Below are 18348 nucleotides of genomic sequence, written 5' to 3'. Positions count from 1 at the left end.
CTTTTCTACTTTCCAGGAGGAAGTCATGGCTGATCCCGCACGCGCTGCCAAGCTGGCACAGCGGATAAAGGTCGTCGTCGCTGAGGCCCTTGGACGCCGGGTCAAGGATCCTCGCGTCGAGTCCATCACGGTCACGGACGCCCGCGTCACCAACGACCTTCAGCACGCCACCATCTACTACACCGTTTTTGGTGACGACGTAGCCCAAGCAGATGCTGCCAGGGCGCTGGAGAAGGCCAAGGGTGTGTTGCGCCAGGAAGTCGGCCGCAACATTACTGTTCGCCTCACTCCGACACTCGAGTTCGTGGCTGACCAGATTCCGGTCAATGCCTCCAACCTTGAGGAGCTCCTCCGTGAAGCCAAACGTCGCGACGCAGAGGTAGCCGCTTTGGCTGCCAGTGCCAAGCACGCAGGCGAGGCAGACCCTTACAAGGGCGACTCTCCGGAGGACCTCGACGAGGACGACTTCGACGAAGAGGACACTGACCTCTCCGGCGATAACGAACTCGACGAAGACGCCAACCGCTAGTTTTTGTGCAGCTGATGCCCCTAAGAAGCCTTCTTAGGGGCATTTGCTGTACTCAAACTCGCTATGATCGGGAGCATGTCGCCGCACAGTGCTCAGCAACGTGATGAATACCTGAACCTGGCCATCAAGCTGGCCGTGCAAAACGTTTCCGACGGCGGCGGCCCCTTCGGCGCCGTCGTGGTCACCCCGGACGGAACCGTCCATGAGGGAGTCAACCGGGTAACGCGGGACCACGATCCCACAGCACATGCCGAAGTGGTGGCGATTCGCCGGGCCGCAGCTGCAAGCAAGAGGTTCGACCTCACGGGCTCCGTTCTCTACGCCAGCTGTGAGCCATGCCCGCTGTGCTTATCCGCCACACTTTGGGCCAGGATCGGACACGTCTACTTCGCGGCAGATCGGCACGGCGCGGCCAGGGCGGGCTTCGACGACGCTGTGTTCTATGAGTATTTCGCAGGCACCAGACCAGAACTGCTGCCCGTGGAGCATGCCGAGCTGGCCGCTTCCGATGAACCCTTCGACGCGTGGCGGAACCACGCGCGACGTACGGCCTACTGAGGAAGCGCGCGAACTAGACCTTGGCTGGGAGGCGGCTGACGCCGTCGAGCAGGTCTTGTTGGTCCCCACAGAGGGCTATCCTGATCCAGCCCTCGCCGATCGAGCCGAATGCCGTCCCCGGAGCGAAGGACACTCCGGACTCAGCCAGAAAGGCCCGGACCCAGGTCCTGACATCCCCGCCGCTCACATGCGAGACGTCAGCCCACAGATAGAAAGCCCCCTGAGCGCCCAGGAACGGAATTCCTTTCTTCGCCAAAATGGCTGAGGCTGAATCCCGGTTACTCCGATAGTGGTCGCGAGCCTGGGAAACATAGTCCTGCGGGCCTGTCAGGGCCGCCAAGGCGGCGTACTGGGAAGGAGACGCTACGCAGGAAACGATTGACTCCATGACGTTGTTCATCTTCCGTTCCAACCCGGGTGGGCAGATCAACGCTCCAATCCGAAGTCCTGTTAGCCCATAGGTCTTGGACAGTGTCAGGGAAGTGAAGACCCGGGCTTCGCCGGCGACGTCGCTGTCGAAGCGCGCAGGGCTGACATGGGGGACATCGAAAGTGAAGGCCTCATAGCATTCGTCAGAGATGATCCAGAGGTCATGGCGAACGGCAAGCTCCACCAAGTGGCGCGTGGATTCCTCGCTGAAGACGGCGCCCAGGGGATTGGACGGGGAGTTCAACATGAGGACGCGGGTCTTTGGCGTGATGAGGGCCTCGATGTCCTCGATGCGCGGCTGGAAATCGTTCTGCGGATAAAGCGGATACTGCACCGGCACGGCGTGCAGCAGCCTGCTGGTCATGGCGAAGGTGGGGTAGCCGGGATTAGGGAGGAGAATCTCGTCGCCGGGGGAGAGAAGGAGGCTCATGGCGAAGTGCAGCCCCTGCTGGGCGCCGTCCACTACGTACACACGCTCCGCGCCGATATCCACCCTTTGCTGTTCGCGGAAGCGGGCGGCAAAGGCTTCGCGGAGGGCTGGAATCCCGGCGTTGGGTGTGTAGTTGGTCTCATCGCGGTCCAGGCAGTCAATGCCGGCGTCGAGGATATGCCGGGGTAGCGCAAAGCCCGGCTCCCCGATGCTGAGGACGATTGCTCCGGGGGTGGACCACGCAGCTTCGGTGATCTCACGGATCTGGTTCACGGGGACGTCGCGGACATGTGCGGCAAGCTCAGGCATGGGAGCCATCCTAGCCACCCATATACTGGTAAGCGTGCTTTCTGGACTGGTAATCGTTGACAAACCGCAGGGATGGACCAGCCACGACGTGGTTGGCCGGATGCGGCGGCTGGCCGGCACCCGGAAAGTGGGCCACGCCGGCACGCTTGATCCTATGGCCACCGGCGTTCTGGTGCTCGGCATCAACAAGGCCACGCGCCTGCTGACCTACATCGTGGGCACGTCCAAGACGTACACCGCCACTATCAGGCTCGGCGAAACCACCATCACCGACGACGCCGAGGGCGAAGTCACGGAGGCCCGCACCGCAGCGGACGTTACTTACGACGCCGTTGCCGCTGGTGTCGCCGCGCTCACCGGGCCCATTCAACAGGTTCCCAGCAGCGTCAGCGCCATCAAGGTCAACGGCGAACGCTCCTACGCCCGCGTCCGCTCGGGTGAAGAGGTCAAGCTCGCGGCTCGTCCGGTCACCATCCACCGCTTCGATGTCCACTCCATCACCAGGATCGACGCCGGCAGGGTAGTTGACGTCGACGTCACTGTTGAATGTTCTTCCGGTACGTACATCAGGGCGCTGGCCCGGGACCTCGGCAACGCCTTGGGCGTCGGTGGGCATCTCACAGCCCTGCGCAGGACCCAAGTTGGCCCTTACTCCCTCGATCAAGCGCGCACGCTCGAGGAGCTGGCAGAAGATCTCGAGGTGCTGGAGATGTCCCTGGCGGCACGCTCACTGATGCCCAACAGGGAGCTGAGCGAGGAAGAAACCACCGAAATCTCCTTTGGTCGCCGCATCGCGGCCGGGCCGGGAGCAGGGACGCCGGACGCCGCCACGGTTGAAAAGCCTGCCGCAGCATTCGCGCCGTCGGGGGAGCTCGTGGCACTGCTTGCAGACACGGGCAGCTTCGCTAAACCGGTGCTGGTCTTTGCCCCGGGAACTGGAACAGGGCAGGCAAAATAGGCATGGACGGATATTTTTACGCCATCCTCATCGTCGGATTGGTGTCCACGATCATGTGCATCGTGGCCGGCCTGATGAAGAAAGCCCCGAACGACCCCACCATCTTTTCCGTACTCGCCGTCGAGCTTGTCCTGGTGGTGTATTTGGTGGGCTCGATCGTCCGCGTTGCCATGGGTGAGCAGATGGCCGGTGAAGCATGGGAATTCTGGGGTTACCTCATTGTTGCCCTGATGATTCCTTTGGGGGCCGTCTATTGGGCCATCCTTGAACGAACCCGCTGGAGCAACTTCGTCCTTGCTGCGGTGGGCGTTACCGCACTGGTAATGGCCGCACGCATGAACCAGATCTGGTACTGACCATGAAGGAAGAACACAACGTGACTGGAACCGAGACCAACCCGGCAAACCGGCAGTCGGGGCAGAAAGACACCCGGAACACAGGGCCCGGACGCCTGCTGATCGCGGTCTACGCCGTCTTCGCGTTGTCCGCAACGGCACGTGCCGGCTACCAGATCGCCACCAAGTTCGCCGAAGCTCCGTTGGCGCACATCCTGTCGGCGTTCGCCGCCGTCGTTTACATTGTGGCCACCATCTCGCTCGCAAAGCCGGGCCGGACCTGGTTCAAGGTTTCCGTGGCCGCCGTGCTTACTGAACTTGTGGGGGTGCTGGTAGTTGGTGCAATCAGCCTCTTTGATCCTGTTGCATTCCCGCACGACACTGTATGGTCCCTCTTTGGCCGCGGTTATGGCTTTGTCCCGCTGGTCCTGCCGATCCTTGGCCTTCTTTGGCTCAACAAACGCCGGCCGTCCTGAGTCAAACACCCTAGCGGGTAACCTTAGAATGTTCCGGCGCCGGGAGGTTGCCGGGCGCAACGAACATCTGCAGTAAAAAGGCGAGGTTGATGGTCCACATCTGGAACGATCCCACCGAAGTCCCCAAGGACTTCGGACCTACTGTCGTTACCATCGGGAACTTTGACGGCGTCCATCGTGGCCACCAGCACGTCCTGTCGCAGTTGACCGATACAGCAAAGCTGCACAACATTCCGTCGGTTGCCGTGACGTTCGATCCCCACCCCGCGCAGGTGCACAGGCCGGATTCTGCTCCGGAGCTCATCATGGGGCTTCAGGACAAACTTGAGGCCCTCGGCGATACCGGGGTGGATGCTGTCCTGGTGATGAAGTACACCTTGGACCTCGCTGCAATGACTCCGTTGGAGTTTGTCCGGGAGATCCTTCTCGACGGACTTCACGCCGCACACCTCGTCGTGGGGCACGACCTCCGCTTCGGCGCCGGCAATGCAGGCGACGTAGTCACCATGCAGGAGCTGGGTGACCAGCTCGGCTTCGGCGTACAGGTTGTCAATGAATACGGCGCGGGAGGCTTTCCGGTCCACGACGACGGCGATGCTGACCGCCGCTGTTCCTCCACTTGGGTGAGGGAGGCCTTGTCCGAAGGTGACGTAGTTACAGCTGCCGCTGTACTGGGCCGGCCACACCGCATGCGCGGGGAAGTGGTGCACGGTGCTGCCCGTGGCCGGGATCTTGGTTTCCCTACTGCCAACCTTTCCCACGATTCCACCGGTTACGTCCCGGCGGATGGCATCTATGCCGGGTGGCTGATCGACCAGGCCGGCACTCGGTGGCCCGCCGCCATTTCCGTTGGCTCCAACCCCACGTTTGATGGGGTGAGCCGACAAGTTGAGGCACACGTGATCGACCGTCCTGAAGAGAACGTTGAAGACTTCGACCTCTACGGGCAGACCGTTGCAGTCGAATTTACGCAACGCCTGCGGGGCATGGTGGCCTACCGGGGACCGGAAGCGTTGGTCGAACAAATGTGCCTGGACGTAGCCCAGGCGCATGAGCTGTTGACCCGGCACTAGGGGCATTTCGACAACACTGCTGACGTGCCGGTAAACTGATGAGTGGATCCGGCTGCAGTCCGTGGCGGCTGGACCTGTTTTTGTGTGCGGCAACGTACCAAGGACAACCCGTCAGCGAGGCGCTGCACCGGGAGGCACGGCACAACTCTAGGAGTTCACGTGGCACTTGACGCCGCTGTAAAGCAGTCCATCATCAAGGAATACGCAACCTCTGAAGGCGACACCGGTTCGCCCGAGGTGCAGGTTGCAGTCCTGACTCAGCGGATCAAGGATCTGACTGAGCACATGAAGGAGCACAAGCACGACTTCCACACCCAGCGCGGTCTGCTGGCCATGGTTGGTCGTCGCAAGCGCATGCTTTCCTACCTGAAGAACACTGACATCGCCCGCTACCGTGCGCTCATCGAGCGTCTCGGCCTGCGCCGCTAGTCTGCCTTTAGGGGCGGCCCGCTCCTTATCGGAACGGGCCGCCTTCTTTACCAACAACTAAAAACAGGAATCAACCGCATCGCGCATTCGCGGTCCTCGGTAGTGATTCCCGGGAAACCATCTGTGACGATGAGCCCGTGGATCTCGATCGATGACCGGGTGTCGTACAGGCCAGGAATAAAGAAGAGGCCTGGGTTGATGCGGCGGACTTCCGCTAACAGAAACGGAGGTGACTCTCTATGGAGGGTCCCGAAATCCAGTTCTCCGAAGCCATTATCGACAACGGACGTTTCGGCAAGCGAGTTATTCGCTTCGAAACCGGCCGCCTTGCCAAGCAGGCAGCCGGCGCCTCGATGGTCTACATCGACGAAGACACCGCACTGCTCTCGGCAACCACCGCGGGCAAGCAGCCGCGCGAAGGTTTCGACTTCTTCCCGTTGACGGTTGATGTCGAAGAGCGTATGTACGCTGCCGGCCGTATCCCGGGTTCGTTCTTCCGCCGCGAAGGCCGCCCCTCCACGGAAGCCATCCTGGCCTGCCGCCTGATGGACCGCCCGCTGCGCCCCGCCTTCGTGAAGGGCCTGCGCAACGAGGTTCAGATCGTGGTTACAGTTCTGGCCATCAACCCGGATGAGCTCTACGACGTCGTCGCCATCAACGCGTCCTCGATGTCCACGCAGCTTTCCGGTCTCCCGTTCTCCGGCCCGATCGGTGGCGTCCGCGTCGCCCTCATCGCCGACGAACAGGGTTCACAGTGGGTCGCCTTCCCCAAGCACTCCCAGCTTGAGAACGCCGTGTTCAACATGGTTGTTGCCGGCCGCATCGCCGGTGACGACGTCGCCATCATGATGGTTGAAGCCGAAGCCACGGACAACTCCTGGAACCTCATTAAGGAACAGGGCGCAACCGCTCCTACCGAAGATGTTGTTTCCGAAGGCCTCGAGGCTGCCAAGCCGTTCATCAAGGCACTCTGTGAAGCACAGGCAGACCTGGCAGCCCGCGCTGCCAAGCCCACGGTTGAGTTCCCGGTCTTCCTGGACTACCAGGACGATGTCTATGCAGCCGTTGAAGCCGCTGCCGCTGACAAGCTGGCTGCTGTCTTCCAGATCGCTGACAAGCAGGACCGCGATAACGCCTCCGACGAGCTCAAGGATGAGGTCCTTGGCTCACTTGCCGGCCAGTTCGAAGGCCGCGAGAAGGAACTGTCCGCAGCTTTCCGCTCGGTCACCAAGCACGTTGTGCGCCAGCGCATCCTCAAGGACCAGGTCCGCATCGACGGCCGTGGCCTGACGGACATCCGCCAGCTGACCGCCGAGGTAGAGGTTCTGCCCCGCGTTCACGGTTCCGCGATCTTCGAGCGCGGCGAAACCCAGATCATGGGTGTCACCACGCTGAACATGCTCAAGATGGAGCAGCAGATCGACTCGTTGTCGCCGGTAACGCGCAAGCGCTACATGCACAACTACAACTTCCCGCCGTACTCCACCGGTGAAACCGGCCGCGTCGGTTCCCCGAAGCGCCGCGAAATCGGCCACGGTGCCCTCGCTGAGCGCGCCCTGGTACCGGTTCTGCCTACCCGTGAAGAGTTCCCGTACGCCATCCGCCAGGTATCCGAGGCCCTCGGTTCCAACGGCTCGACGTCCATGGGTTCGGTCTGTGCTTCGACGCTCTCCATGCTTAACGCAGGTGTGCCGCTGAAGGCAGCTGTCGCCGGTATCGCCATGGGCCTGGTTTCCGACCAGGTTGACGGTCAGACCCGCTACGCAGCCCTGACCGATATCCTCGGCGCCGAAGACGCATTCGGTGACATGGACTTCAAGGTTGCCGGTACGTCCGAGTTCGTCACGGCCATCCAGCTGGACACCAAGCTTGACGGCATTCCCGCTTCCGTGCTGGCAGCAGCACTGAAGCAGGCCCGCGAAGCCCGCCTCCACATCCTTGAGGTCATCAACGCAGCGATCGACACCCCGGATGAGCTCTCCGAGTTCGCGCCGCGCGTCATCGCCGTCAAGATCCCCGTGGATAAGATCGGCGAGGTCATTGGCCCCAAGGGCAAGATGATCAACCAGATCCAGGAAGACACGGGCGCGGACATCTCCATCGAAGATGACGGCACGGTCTACATTGGCGCCACCAACGGTCCGTCTGCAGATGCAGCCCGTTCCGCCATCAACGCCATCGCCAACCCGCAGGTGCCGGAAATCGGTGAGCGCTACTTGGGTACGGTCGTCAAGACCACCACGTTCGGTGCTTTCGTTTCCCTCACCCCGGGCAAGGACGGCCTGCTGCACATCTCCGAGCTCCGCAAGCTGGCCAATGGCAAGCGCGTGGACAACGTTGATGACGTCGTCTCCGTTGGCCAGAAGGTCCAGGTCGAGATCACCAAGATCGACGACCGCGGAAAGCTTTCCCTCTCCCCGGTAGTTGCCGAGGAAGAAGGAGCAGCCTCCGAGGACGCTCCGGCCGAGGCCGCTGAAGAGTCCGCAGAGTAGTCTGTAAGCAGTACACCCGGCAGGGCCGGTGGGCTTGAAAAAGCTCCACCGGCCCTTCCGGCCTTAACCTGAAAGGCCTTAATGACTGTCGTACCCTTGCCGCTGGAGCAAACCCTTCCCGGCGGCGAATTGATCCATGGCGCCGAGGGCGGTTCCGTCGTGCGGCGCTCCGTCCTCCCCGGCGGCGTGCGCGTCCTGACCGAGGCGATGCCCGGCCAGCGTTCGGCCACCATCGGGTTCTGGGTGGCAGTGGGTTCACGCGACGAAGCGGACGGCCAGCACGGTTCCACACACTTCCTTGAGCACCTGCTGTTCAAGGGCACCAAGCGGCGCACAGCCCTGGAGATCGCCTCCGCCTTTGACGAGGTGGGCGGCGAATCCAATGCGGCCACCGCCAAGGAAAGCACCTGCTACTTTGCCCGGGTCCTGGACACGGACCTGCCCATGGCCATCGATGTCATCGCTGACATGATCACCGGCGCGGTTCTGGATCCTGCCGAGTTGGAGCAGGAACGCGATGTCATCCTTGAAGAAATCGCGATGGACAGCGATGACCCCACAGACGTCGCCCACGAAAAATTCGTAGCTGCCGTCCTCGGCGACCACCCGCTGGCGCGGCCGATTGGCGGAACGCCGGATGCCATCAAAGCGGTGGCAAGGGATTCCGTCTGGGCGCACTACCAGCGTTACTACCGCCCGGAGGAACTGGTCATCACGGCGGCCGGCGGACTGGATCACGACGTCGTCTGCCAGCTCGTCCTCGATGCTCTGAAGGCGGCCGGCTGGCAGCTTGACGCCGAAGCCGCTCCCGTAGACCGCCGGGGTACTGACCGGGCGGTCATCACTGGCACGTCAGGGCTGCACGTGGTTAAGCGCCCCGTGGAGCAGGCAAACATCATCATGGGTTGCCCCACGATCGTTGCAACCGATGACCGCCGTTTCGTCATGAGCGTGCTGAACGCCGTCCTGGGCGGTGGCATGTCTTCCCGCCTGTTCCAGGAAATTCGTGAGAAGCGCGGCTTGGTGTACTCCACATACTCGTTCACGGCGGCATATGCGGACGCCGGATACTTCGGGATGTACGCCGGTTGCACGCCTTCCAAGGTTCGCCAGGTATTGGAACTCCTGGGCCTGGAGCTGGATAAGCTCGCCAAGGAAGGCATCACTGACGAAGAGCTTCGCAAAGCTGTAGGACAGCTCAGCGGCGGTATCGTCCTCGCGCTTGAGGACACCGGTTCGAGGATGTCACGGCTCGGCCGCGCAGAACTGGTGTCAGGGGAATTCCAGGACATTGACGAGACCCTGGCGCGCATCAAGGCCGTCACGGTGGAGGACGTTCAGGAACTTGCCCGCGAACTGGCAGCGGCGCCCCGCACCATCACCGTTGTTGGTCCGTTCGAGGAAACCGAGACTTTCGGCCTTTAGGTTCTTCCCATCCGGAATCTCTGGACTCCCGCACTGTAAACAGGGCAGCATGATCACACGATGATGCTGCCCTGACTACTTTGGAGACCTGATGGATCTGCCCTCAAGCGGCCACGTTGCGGAGATGCTGCGGGATTTCATCGGTCACTGGCGGGGCATCACGGAGATCGCTGCGTCTCCGTGGGGAACTGCGCGGACAGCAGAGGCCGAAGCAGTCTTTACCCAGGCCGCCGGTGGCTACGCCGTAGTCCAAAGCTACCGGCACCGCGAAGCCGACGGCACGCACTTTGAAGGTCACGGCATGTTCACCGTTGACCGGGACCACGGAGACACACTGTGGTACTACGTAGACAGCATGGGACGGCCGCCGGCCAGCCCTGTCCGTGGGACATGGCACGCAGGAACGCTGACACTTGACCGGAGAACGGCCGACGGCGTAGCCAGGCACACGTTCCGCGTAGAAGACGGCGTACTGGTGCACACAGCTGATTTGAGGCTCGAAGGAAGTACCGGGTTCAGCCCTTTGTTGAAGAGTGTGTTCCGGAAGGCATGACCTGGCGGCAATCCCGGCTAATACCTTCCGGTATAGACCGTTTCCATGATGCGCGTCTTCGGATCGCCGATGAGGGCTGGGGCGCGTTCAGTCGAGTTCCATACGGTGGACTGTAAGCGTCCAAGCATATCCTCGGCTTTTTCGAACGTTTCGAAGTCCAGTTCCACAACAACCACCCCGGAGTCGTCCGCGGGCCTGCTGACACGGAACTGTTGAACACCGGAACCGGCCCTGTCCAAAGGATCGCGGTCGAAGGCAGCCTTCCACATGTCAAAATCCTTGATGCCGTGCTCAATCTGGAGCGTGTACATGACGTTCCTTCCGGACGTTGCTGATGACGCTTCCAGAGTAGGACTGTGCTATCGGAGAAGAAATGCCCGGGCCGTCTTTGGTTGGTGGGCATGTTTGGTGGGTACCTGTGCTAGCCCCCGGCAAAAGGCGGCAGGACGTCAATGACGTCGTCGCTTCCCAAGGGAGCCGCACGGTCCCGGACAGCCACCTCGTTGCGGAGGAAACTGCTGCGCGCCACGATCCTGGCGAGCGGCGGCGTCCCTTCGGGAGGCAGTGGACGTTCGACGGCGAGGGCAGCTTCCAGCAACGCTTCCAGGCTGGTGCCTTCCGGGAGGACGTGAAGTTCTTCTTCGACACCGGCGGCCGCGCGTGCGGCAGCAAAGTAACGTACAAGCAAGGGTTCAGCCTCCGATTGCGCTCATGCTGCGGTCCGGCTGCACAAAGTCCGCTGCGCCGAGACCGGTGTGGTCCATGCCGTGGGCTTTGGGTTTGACCCACATGGCGTCCTGCCAACGCGATGCCAGTTGGTCATCCGTGGCGCCCCCACGGAGAAGGCCCAGAAGATCGAATTCTTCGCGGGAGAAAAGGCAGCTCATGATTTTGCCCTCCGCAGTGATCCGGGTACGGCGACAGTCGGAGCAGAATGGTTCAGTGACCGAGGCAATGATGCCCACTGTACCGAGCACCGGACCCGTGGCCACGCCCGTTGCCGTGTCCCGGCGTCGTACTTCAAAGCGTTCGGCTGGTGCGCCGTCCCGCTCGCGGGGGTCCTTGTCCAGCACAAAGTCGCGGGAGAGCAGTTCACGAATCTCGGCGGCGGTGATCATGTTGCGCCGGGTCCATCCATGGTCGGCATCAAGTGGCATTTGCTCGATGAAGCGAAGTTCATAGCCGCGGCCCAGAGCCCACGCCAGGAGGTCCGGCGATTCGGCGTCGTTGATCCCGCGCATGAGCACGGCATTCAACTTCACCGGGCCCAAACCGGCTGCCCAGGCGGCATCTACGCCTGCCAGGACGCGGTCCAGGAAGGGGCGTCGCGTGAGTTTGGTAAAGGTCTCCTCGTGGAGGGAATCGAGTGAGACGTTAATGCGGGTGAGGCCCGCGGCCTTCAACGCTGCGGCCTTCTTGTCCAGTCCCACGCCGTTGGTGGTCATGGAAATGGGGAGGTCCGGGTGGTCGTTCCGGATACCGGCGATGATGTCCACCAGGTCTGCGCGGACCAGGGGCTCACCACCGGTGAGGCGAAGCTCCCGTACGCCCAAAGCGCTGACGCCGATGCGGACGATGCGGACGATTTCGTCCCTGGTCATCACCGCTTGTTTCGAGAGCCATTCCAGCCCCTCGGCAGGCATGCAGTACGTACAGCGCAGATTGCATTTGTCCGTCAGGGACAAGCGCATATCCGTTGCGCGCCGGCCATAGCGGTCCCACAGCCCGGAGGGCGTGCCTGCAGGACGTGGGGGCGGAACTGCCACGCCGCTTTCCGTGCTGCCTGGGGCTCCGCCCGAAGGGGGCACCGGCATGCCCAGCTGAACACTCATAAATTCAGGCTACGCCACCCCGGCCGGATCAGTGACACCGATTACAGTCATACAGTTCTTACGGATTCCATACACTTGTGCCCGCGGACCCCGGATCGGGTGCTGCGCAACGTCCGCAAACCTATGCTGAAAGCGTGACCACAAATACGGCATCATCAGCGGAGCCTGGGAATCGTCGCATCCTCTTGGTAGAGGATGAACAGACCATAGCCGACGTTGTCCGCGATTACCTGCTGAAGGCAGGATTCCAAGTGGACATGGCGGGGGACGGCTTCACAGCGCTTAAGCTGGCAGCTTCACGCCAGCCCGATCTGGTGATCCTGGACAGGATGCTGCCGGGACTGGACGGTGTTGAGGTGTGTCGCCGACTCCGCCAAAGCATGAGCGTGCCCGTCATCATGGTCACCGCCCTGGGAACCGAGGACGACCGGATTCTGGGCTTGGAGATGGGAGCGGACGATTACGTCACCAAACCCTTCTCACCCCGCGAACTGGTCCTTCGGGTGAAGTCGGTATTGCGCCGGAGCATCAGGGAATTCGCGCCCGAACCGCCGGTTGAAGCTGCGGGACTCGAGCTCGATCCCGCTTCCCGGACAGTCACGCATGGTGGGGTTCCCCTGGCACTGACCGTCCGCGAGTTCGACCTGCTGGCTTTTTTGATGCGAAGGCCCCACCAGGTCTTCAGCCGGGAAGAACTTATCAAGGCCGTGTGGGGATGGGACTTCGGCGATCTGTCCACGGTCACAGTCCATGTCCGGCGCCTGCGGGAGAAAATCGAAGCCAATCCCACCAAACCCGAACTGCTTAAGACCGTATGGGGAGTCGGCTACCGCTTCGACGGCAAGCGGTATGACGCCCTCCCTGTGAGCCTGGACCATAAAGAAGGTGAGCATGGAGGGCAGTGAGCTGTGGACCATCCTCGCGTGGGTCCTGTTCTGGGCCGTGCTCATCGGGGCCAGCACTTGGGTGCTCCTCCGGCTGATTCGCCGGGCCTCGGTACTCGCCCAGATCTGCTTGGTGGTTGTGGCTACCGTCGCCGTGCTGGTGGCGGGCATGGTCAGTGCTTTCAACGCGATGTTCATTTCCGCCAGGGACCTCGAAGTCATGTGGTACATCCTGGCCACGGCCTCGGCTGTTGCCGTTGCGTTGTCCCTCATGCTGGGTGCCGGCGTCTCCAGGAACGCTGCCCACCTGGTTGACGCCGCCCGGCGCCTGGGCCGAGGCGAAACCCTGGAACACACCGTGGCCGACGGGAAGGGGAGTGCTCCTGCCATGACGTCCGAACTCGCAGAGCTGGCCAAGGAACTTGAGGCCAGCAGCCGGAGCCTGGCCGAGTCACGGGAACGCGAAGCCGCCATAGAGACTGCCCGACGCGAGCTTGTGTCGTGGATTTCCCATGACCTCCGAACACCCTTGGCCAGCATGCGGGCCATGACCGAAGCCCTTGAGGACGGTATGGCATCAGATGTGCAGGGCTACTACCGGAAGATCATCGGACAGACCGAACAAATGACGGCCATGGTCAACGACCTCTCGGAACTGTCCAAGATCCAGGCCGGCACCCTTCGCCTGCGCGCGGAACCCCTGGACCTTTACGACCTCGTCAGTGATGCCCTTTCGGACCTGGCTCCGCTGGCCGCGAAACGCGGCATCAGGCTCGACGGCGGCGGGGAACGTGAGTGTATGGCCGTCGCCGACGGGCCCAGCCTCGCCCGTGCGGTGCGGAACGTACTCCTCAACGCCATCATCTATAGCAGGCCAAACAGCGACGTCCACATCAGTGTTGGACGAGACGGGATTGGACGGGACGGCGATGCAGGGGAGAACGGTGGGAACGCCGTTATCGCCGTCCAGGACCAATGTGGCGGCATCCCGGACGAGGACCTACCGTACCTGTTCCAAACGGGCTGGCAGAAAGATCCCGCCCGCCGCACCAGCGAAGCACTGCAGGGCAGCTACAGCGGTGCCGGCATCGGTCTCAGCATGGTGGCCGGCATCGTCAAAGCACATGGGGGATCGGTCACCGTGGAAAACCTCGACGGCGGTTGTCGCTTTGCGTTGTCACTTCCAGCCGGGGCAACCCCACCCGGGTCTTCGATGGCTCCCGGCCATCAACCCATTGCAACGGACAACCGCCTCGGAGGCATGACATGAGCACGCTCGCACCCGGTACCACCAAGCAGCGACGCGTCATAGGGAAGCCTGCGCTGTGGGCTGCCGCCGCGGGCGTGGCTGCCGGAGCAGCCGGGATCGCGGCAGGCGAACTGACGGCCGGCCTCCTGAGCCCGTTGGTTTCGCCCGTCACGGCCCTGGGCGGAGCGGTGATCGACGCCGTGCCGCCAGGGGTCAAAGACCTGGCAGTGCAGTTATTCGGAACCGCCGACAAGGTCGTGTTGGTTGCCTGCATCGTAGGCGTGGCAGGAATCCTGGCAGCGCTCGCTGGTGTCTTGGAACGCCGCCGCAACGGCTGGGGCGTGGCACTCGCCGGACTGGCGGGTGCAGCTGGGCTGACCGCCGTAGTGACCCGAGCCCAGGCAAGTCCCCAGGCAGCCCTTGCACCAATCGTTGCCGCGGTACTCACCATGATGCTGCTGCGAACCCTCGTCCGGCGGCTGGCAACCTGGGCTCCGTCGGAGGAAACCACCAGCCGTGAGGAAGCGCCACTGGCTCGGCGGAGCTTCCTGAACGCCTTGGCTGGAACTTCTATTGCCGCCGTCGTAGCTGGGACTGTGACCACCGTCCTTACCCGGGCCACAGCGGTGGCATCCGGTTTCCGGGGCTCCATGACGCTTCCGGAATCCACCACCCCGTCGCAAGCCATCCCGGCAAACGCGTCCCTGTCCGTGGACGGTATCAGCCCTTTGGTCACCCCTAATGCTGATTTCTACAGGATTGATACTGCATTGACCGTCCCGGCCATCGACCCCCCTGCTTGGAAACTAAGGGTCACCGGATTGGTGGAACGCGAAATTGACATCGATTTTGCTACGCTCCTCACCAAGCCCATGACAGAACGCCACGTCACCATCGCTTGCGTGTCCAACAACGTGGGCGGCGACCTCATTGGCAACGCCCTCTGGCTAGGTTGGCCGGTGAGGGAACTATTGGCAATGGCGGGGCCCAAAGCAGGCGCAGACATGGTCCTGTCCACCAGTAACGACGGCTGGACGGCCAGCACCCCCCTGGAGGCCCTCACCGATGACCGCGATGCTCTCCTGGCCGTAGGCATGAACGGTGAGCCGCTGCCGCTTGAACATGGATTCCCAGTGCGGATGATCGTACCCGGGCTCTACGGCTTCGTGTCTGCCACCAAATGGCTAACGGAACTGAAGGTCACACGATTCGCCGACGAAACCGCGTACTGGACGACTCGGGGCTGGAGCGACCACGGGCCCATCAAAACGCAATCGCGCATCGATGTACCCCGCAGCGGCCGAAACGTCCAATCGGGCAACGTCCAATTCGGTGGCGTGGCCTGGGCCCAGCACAGGGGCATCAACCGCGTAGAGCTTCGCGTCAATCGGGGACCCTGGCAGCAGGCTACGCTGGGGGGCGCAATCTCCACCGACACGTGGTACCAGTGGCAATTGGGCATCGACCTGACGCCAGGTGAGTACGAAGTGCAGGTCCGGGCCACCGATTCCACAGGTGAACCGCAGACCGAAGACAAGGCACCAGTAGCTCCCGATGGCGCCACGGGCTATCACACCATCAACGTCAAGGTGGGCTGAGGCCCTAGTCTGGGTACATCCGGAGAATTCCCGGAAGCCAGCGTGTCCACACAGGAGGATCTCCGTGCCCAGATCTGTTGCAGCCCACCGCCAGGCAGTGGTGGAACTGCTCACCGGCGTCGTTTCGGGCAAGGGAAATATCAACCTGCCGCTGCTGGAGGCGCTGGGTAAAGCGCTCGCCGTCGATGTCTACGCGCCGCTCTCCTTACCCCCGTTCGCCAATTCCCAAATGGACGGTTTTGCCGTCCGCTCAGCAGAAATTCCCGACGGCGGTGCGGAGCTCCAGGTAGCGGAGCCGGTTCCGGCAGGCGCCGCGCCCGCAGCACTCAAGCCAGGCTTTGCCGCCCCCATTATGACCGGGGCCATGATCCCCGACGGCGCCGACGCCGTCGTGCCCATTGAAAAGGCGACGCCCAGCACTTTCCCGGACCCTGCCGCAGTGGAGGCTGTTGTAGCACTGCCTCCCGTCGCTCCCGGCACCTACGTGCGGGACAGCGGCAGCGACATCGGGAAGGGCGAACTGGCTCTGCCTGCCGGTACCCGGATGGGACCCGCGCAGTTGGGGCTTTTGGCTGCGTTGGGGCTGACCACCGTTGAAGTCCGCAAACCCTGGTGCGTCCTCCTGGTCACAACCGGCGACGAGGTGCTGGAACCGGGGGAAGAACTCACGGCCGGCAAGATTTTCGATTCCAACGGGACACTGCTCGAAGCCTCCATGCGACAGGCCGGCCTCGACGTGGTCCGCACTGGCATATCCGATGACGACCCCTCCAAGCTGCTGGCGGTCCTCCGCCGTTACACTGCACCATCGGACACTAGCGTCGATGTCATTGTCACCACCGGGGGAGTGAGTAAGGGCGCCTATGAAGTGGTCCGGCAAGCCATGGCGAACCAGCCAGTGGAATTCCTGCCGGTGGCCATGCAGCCAGGAGGACCGCAGGGATTGGGCACCTTTGACGGTGTTCCGTTCCTTGGCTTTCCGGGAAATCCGGTCAGCTGCCTGGTCTCATTTGAGATGTTTCTCAGGCCGGCCCTTTCGCAGGTACTGGGAACGCCCGCGCCGAGGCCGGTACTGAGGGGACGCCTGGCCGAATCGCTGGCCTCCCCGGAAGGCAAGCACCAGGTCCGTCGGGGATCCGTGGACGCGGACGGAACGGTCCGTATGGAAGGTGGCGCAGGTTCGCACCTCGTCCATGCCTTGGCCCGGGCGAACGCCCTGGTTCAGATACCCGGCGACGTCACGGAACTCACCGACGGGGATGAAGTGGAAGTATGGATGCTGTGAAGCAAACTCCCGCGACTACAGAACACTCCGGTGGCCTGACCCACCTCAGGCAGGACGGCACTGCACAGATGGTGGATGTCTCCGAAAAAGCCGTCACCACCCGTGTAGCAACTGCTACAGCCACTGTCCGCAGCACCCCCAACGTACTGACCCTGTTGGGCACCGGCGAACTGCCCAAGGGCGATGCCCTCGCCGTGGCACGCGTAGCCGGGATCATGGCGGCGAAGAAGACTCCTGAGCTGATTCCGCTATGCCATCCGTTGCCGATCTCCAAGGTCACTGTGGACTTCCAGCTGGGCACTGACTCGGTTGAAATCCTGGCCACCGTCAAGACCCGGGGAGTGACCGGCGTCGAGATGGAAGCATTGACGGCGGCTTCCGTAGCGGCCTTGAGCGTCTACGACATGATCAAGGCCGTGGACAAGCACGCAGTGCTGACCGATATCCGCGTGCTGGCCAAGAGTGGCGGGAAAAGTGGCGACTGGGACATCTCCGGAGAAGCAACCATAGAGGAGGCCGGGACATGAGCGCGTGCGAGCCGAATGCTCCGCGGAAGGCCGGCGTCGTCATCGCATCAACCCGCGCAGCCGCAGGCGTGTATGCCGACGAGACGGGTCCGATCATCCTCGATTGGCTCAACGAGCACGGCTTCGATACCTTCCCCACCATGGTGGTGCCGGACGGGGAGCCGGTTGGTGCTGCCCTGAGGGCACTCCTGACACAAGAGCCCGCCGTGGTCATCACCAGCGGTGGAACGGGTCTTAGTCCCGATGACCGCACACCCGAGATGACGCTGCCGCTGCTCGAGCGCGAGATTCCGGGCATCATGGAGGGTATCCGGCGCGCCGGTGCCACCAAAACCCCCATGGCCATGTTGAGCCGTGGTCACGCCGGGGCAGCGGGGAAGACGTTCGTCATCAACCTGCCCGGATCCCCCAAGGGCGTCATGGACGGGTTAGCTGTCCTGGATCCTGTGATCGGGCACCTCTGCGAGCAATTGGAAGGAAGCCATGGGCACTGAAACTAACTTTGAGGTAATCAGCGCTGTCCTTAGCGCCGAACCCATTTCCGTGGACCAAGCCATCAGGGCGGTCGAATCCGATACAGCCGGCGCAGTGGTCAGCTTCAGTGGAGTCGTTCGAAATCACGACGGCGGCAAGGCGGTGGACCGCCTAAGCTACAGCGCGCATCCCACGGCACATCAGGTGATGTCCGACGTCGTTGCGCAGTTGGTTTCCGAGCACTCCGGTGAAGCTGCGCAACCCGTTCGGATCTGGGCTGCCCACCGGATCGGCATGCTCGAGATCGGTGATCCCGCACTGGTATGTGCTGTGGCTGCTGCCCACCGCGGCCAGGCGTTCGCTGTGTGTGCTGAGCTTGTGGACCGGGTCAAAGAGCAAGTCCCCATTTGGAAGGAACAGTTCTTCACTGACGGCACCGTGGAGTGGGTTGGAGCAGGGGAGTAGGCCGGAGTAACGGTTCCCGCCGCGCTCCGGCCCGGCGG

At 62.6% G+C, this 18348-nt stretch carries 21 protein-coding genes; 17 read left to right on the top strand and 4 right to left on the bottom strand.

Going from position 1 to position 18348, the window contains the following annotated elements; genetic code table 11:
* Nucleotides 1-25 precede the first annotated feature (25 nt).
* Together rbfA and M1D89_RS15580 are read left to right on the top strand one after the other, a co-directional pair.
* Nucleotides 26-529, top strand: coding sequence for a 30S ribosome-binding factor RbfA (gene rbfA / locus M1D89_RS15585; RefSeq protein ID WP_017198036.1), 504 nt, complete (start codon nucleotides 26-28; stop codon nucleotides 527-529).
* Nucleotides 530-604: 75 nt separating this feature from the next.
* Entirely contained in the window at nucleotides 605-1087 is a 483-nt protein-coding gene (locus M1D89_RS15580; RefSeq protein WP_498644827.1) for a nucleoside deaminase, read from the top strand.
* Between the two features lie 13 nt (nucleotides 1088-1100).
* Here M1D89_RS15580 and M1D89_RS15575 read toward each other — a convergent pair whose 3' ends face one another.
* The gene (locus M1D89_RS15575; RefSeq protein ID WP_498644825.1) at nucleotides 1101-2255 is read right to left on the bottom strand and encodes a pyridoxal phosphate-dependent aminotransferase; all 1155 of its coding nucleotides are present in this window, start codon (nucleotides 2253-2255) and stop codon (nucleotides 1101-1103) included.
* A 34-nt stretch (nucleotides 2256-2289) separates the two neighbouring features.
* Between M1D89_RS15575 and truB the strand changes: the two genes are divergently transcribed.
* From truB to M1D89_RS15535, 8 genes are all read left to right on the top strand, one after another.
* A complete protein-coding gene (gene truB, locus M1D89_RS15570; protein WP_498644823.1) occupies nucleotides 2290-3213 on the top strand; it encodes a tRNA pseudouridine(55) synthase TruB in 924 nt (307 codons plus the stop codon).
* A gap of 2 nt (nucleotides 3214-3215) precedes the next feature.
* Nucleotides 3216-3569, top strand: a complete 354-nt coding sequence (locus M1D89_RS15565; protein ID WP_498644821.1) for a hypothetical protein — start codon at nucleotides 3216-3218, stop codon at nucleotides 3567-3569.
* 2 nt (nucleotides 3570-3571) lie between these two features.
* Complete coding sequence (locus M1D89_RS15560) at nucleotides 3572-4024, top strand: hypothetical protein (protein WP_498644819.1); 453 nt, start codon at nucleotides 3572-3574, stop codon at nucleotides 4022-4024.
* 89 nt (nucleotides 4025-4113) lie between these two features.
* Nucleotides 4114-5097, top strand: coding sequence for a bifunctional riboflavin kinase/FAD synthetase (locus tag M1D89_RS15555; RefSeq protein ID WP_498644817.1), 984 nt, complete (start codon nucleotides 4114-4116; stop codon nucleotides 5095-5097).
* 159 nt (nucleotides 5098-5256) lie between these two features.
* Nucleotides 5257-5526 (top strand): 30S ribosomal protein S15, encoded by a 270-nt coding sequence (rpsO, locus tag M1D89_RS15550; protein ID WP_017198030.1) that lies wholly within the window; start codon nucleotides 5257-5259, stop codon nucleotides 5524-5526.
* A gap of 239 nt (nucleotides 5527-5765) precedes the next feature.
* Nucleotides 5766-8018 carry a polyribonucleotide nucleotidyltransferase gene (locus M1D89_RS15545; RefSeq protein ID WP_498644814.1) on the top strand — a complete coding sequence of 751 codons (2253 nt, stop codon included), beginning with the start codon at nucleotides 5766-5768 and terminating at the stop codon, nucleotides 8016-8018.
* An 81-nt stretch (nucleotides 8019-8099) separates the two neighbouring features.
* Nucleotides 8100-9443 carry a M16 family metallopeptidase gene (locus M1D89_RS15540; protein WP_498644812.1) on the top strand — a complete coding sequence of 448 codons (1344 nt, stop codon included), beginning with the start codon at nucleotides 8100-8102 and terminating at the stop codon, nucleotides 9441-9443.
* Nucleotides 9444-9534: 91 nt separating this feature from the next.
* The gene (locus M1D89_RS15535; protein WP_498644810.1) at nucleotides 9535-9996 is read left to right on the top strand and encodes a DUF1579 family protein; all 462 of its coding nucleotides are present in this window, start codon (nucleotides 9535-9537) and stop codon (nucleotides 9994-9996) included.
* Nucleotides 9997-10013: 17 nt separating this feature from the next.
* Here the strand turns inward: M1D89_RS15535 and M1D89_RS15530 are convergent, their stop codons facing one another.
* From M1D89_RS15530 to moaA, 3 genes are all read right to left on the bottom strand, one after another.
* A complete protein-coding gene (locus M1D89_RS15530) occupies nucleotides 10014-10307 on the bottom strand; it encodes a hypothetical protein (protein ID WP_498644808.1) in 294 nt (97 codons plus the stop codon).
* A 110-nt stretch (nucleotides 10308-10417) separates the two neighbouring features.
* Nucleotides 10418-10684, bottom strand: a complete 267-nt coding sequence (locus M1D89_RS15525; protein ID WP_309073581.1) for a MoaD/ThiS family protein — start codon at nucleotides 10682-10684, stop codon at nucleotides 10418-10420.
* A 4-nt stretch (nucleotides 10685-10688) separates the two neighbouring features.
* The gene (gene moaA / locus M1D89_RS15520; RefSeq protein ID WP_498644806.1) at nucleotides 10689-11828 is read right to left on the bottom strand and encodes a GTP 3',8-cyclase MoaA; all 1140 of its coding nucleotides are present in this window, start codon (nucleotides 11826-11828) and stop codon (nucleotides 10689-10691) included.
* Nucleotides 11829-11962: 134 nt separating this feature from the next.
* Here moaA and M1D89_RS15515 point away from each other — a divergent pair, with 134 nt between their 5' ends.
* Genes M1D89_RS15515 through M1D89_RS15485 form a run of 7 tightly spaced genes read left to right on the top strand, consistent with a single transcriptional unit; the run spans nucleotide 11963 to nucleotide 18310 of the window.
* Nucleotides 11963-12733, top strand: coding sequence for a response regulator transcription factor (locus tag M1D89_RS15515; protein WP_498644804.1), 771 nt, complete (start codon nucleotides 11963-11965; stop codon nucleotides 12731-12733).
* Nucleotides 12720-13982 (top strand): sensor histidine kinase, encoded by a 1263-nt coding sequence (locus tag M1D89_RS15510; RefSeq protein WP_498644802.1) that lies wholly within the window; start codon nucleotides 12720-12722, stop codon nucleotides 13980-13982. The genes M1D89_RS15515 and M1D89_RS15510 overlap by 14 nt, the downstream gene beginning before the upstream one ends.
* The gene (locus M1D89_RS15505) at nucleotides 13979-15559 is read left to right on the top strand and encodes a molybdopterin-dependent oxidoreductase (protein WP_498644800.1); all 1581 of its coding nucleotides are present in this window, start codon (nucleotides 13979-13981) and stop codon (nucleotides 15557-15559) included. Before M1D89_RS15510 ends, M1D89_RS15505 begins: the two co-directional genes overlap by 4 nt.
* A gap of 58 nt (nucleotides 15560-15617) precedes the next feature.
* A complete protein-coding gene (locus tag M1D89_RS15500; RefSeq protein ID WP_498650966.1) occupies nucleotides 15618-16844 on the top strand; it encodes a molybdopterin molybdotransferase MoeA in 1227 nt (408 codons plus the stop codon).
* Nucleotides 16832-17371: a cyclic pyranopterin monophosphate synthase MoaC gene (gene moaC / locus M1D89_RS15495; protein ID WP_498644798.1), complete on the top strand. Its 540-nt coding sequence runs from the start codon at nucleotides 16832-16834 to the stop codon at nucleotides 17369-17371. Before M1D89_RS15500 ends, moaC begins: the two co-directional genes overlap by 13 nt.
* Entirely contained in the window at nucleotides 17368-17865 is a 498-nt protein-coding gene (locus M1D89_RS15490) for a MogA/MoaB family molybdenum cofactor biosynthesis protein (protein ID WP_498644796.1), read from the top strand. Before moaC ends, M1D89_RS15490 begins: the two co-directional genes overlap by 4 nt.
* Nucleotides 17855-18310 (top strand): molybdenum cofactor biosynthesis protein MoaE, encoded by a 456-nt coding sequence (locus M1D89_RS15485; protein WP_498644794.1) that lies wholly within the window; start codon nucleotides 17855-17857, stop codon nucleotides 18308-18310. The genes M1D89_RS15490 and M1D89_RS15485 overlap by 11 nt, the downstream gene beginning before the upstream one ends.
* Nucleotides 18311-18348: the final 38 nt, after the last annotated feature.

This window comes from Arthrobacter sp. D3-18 (genome assembly GCF_054408525.1).
This window is presented reverse-complemented; position numbering and strand designations above follow the sequence as displayed.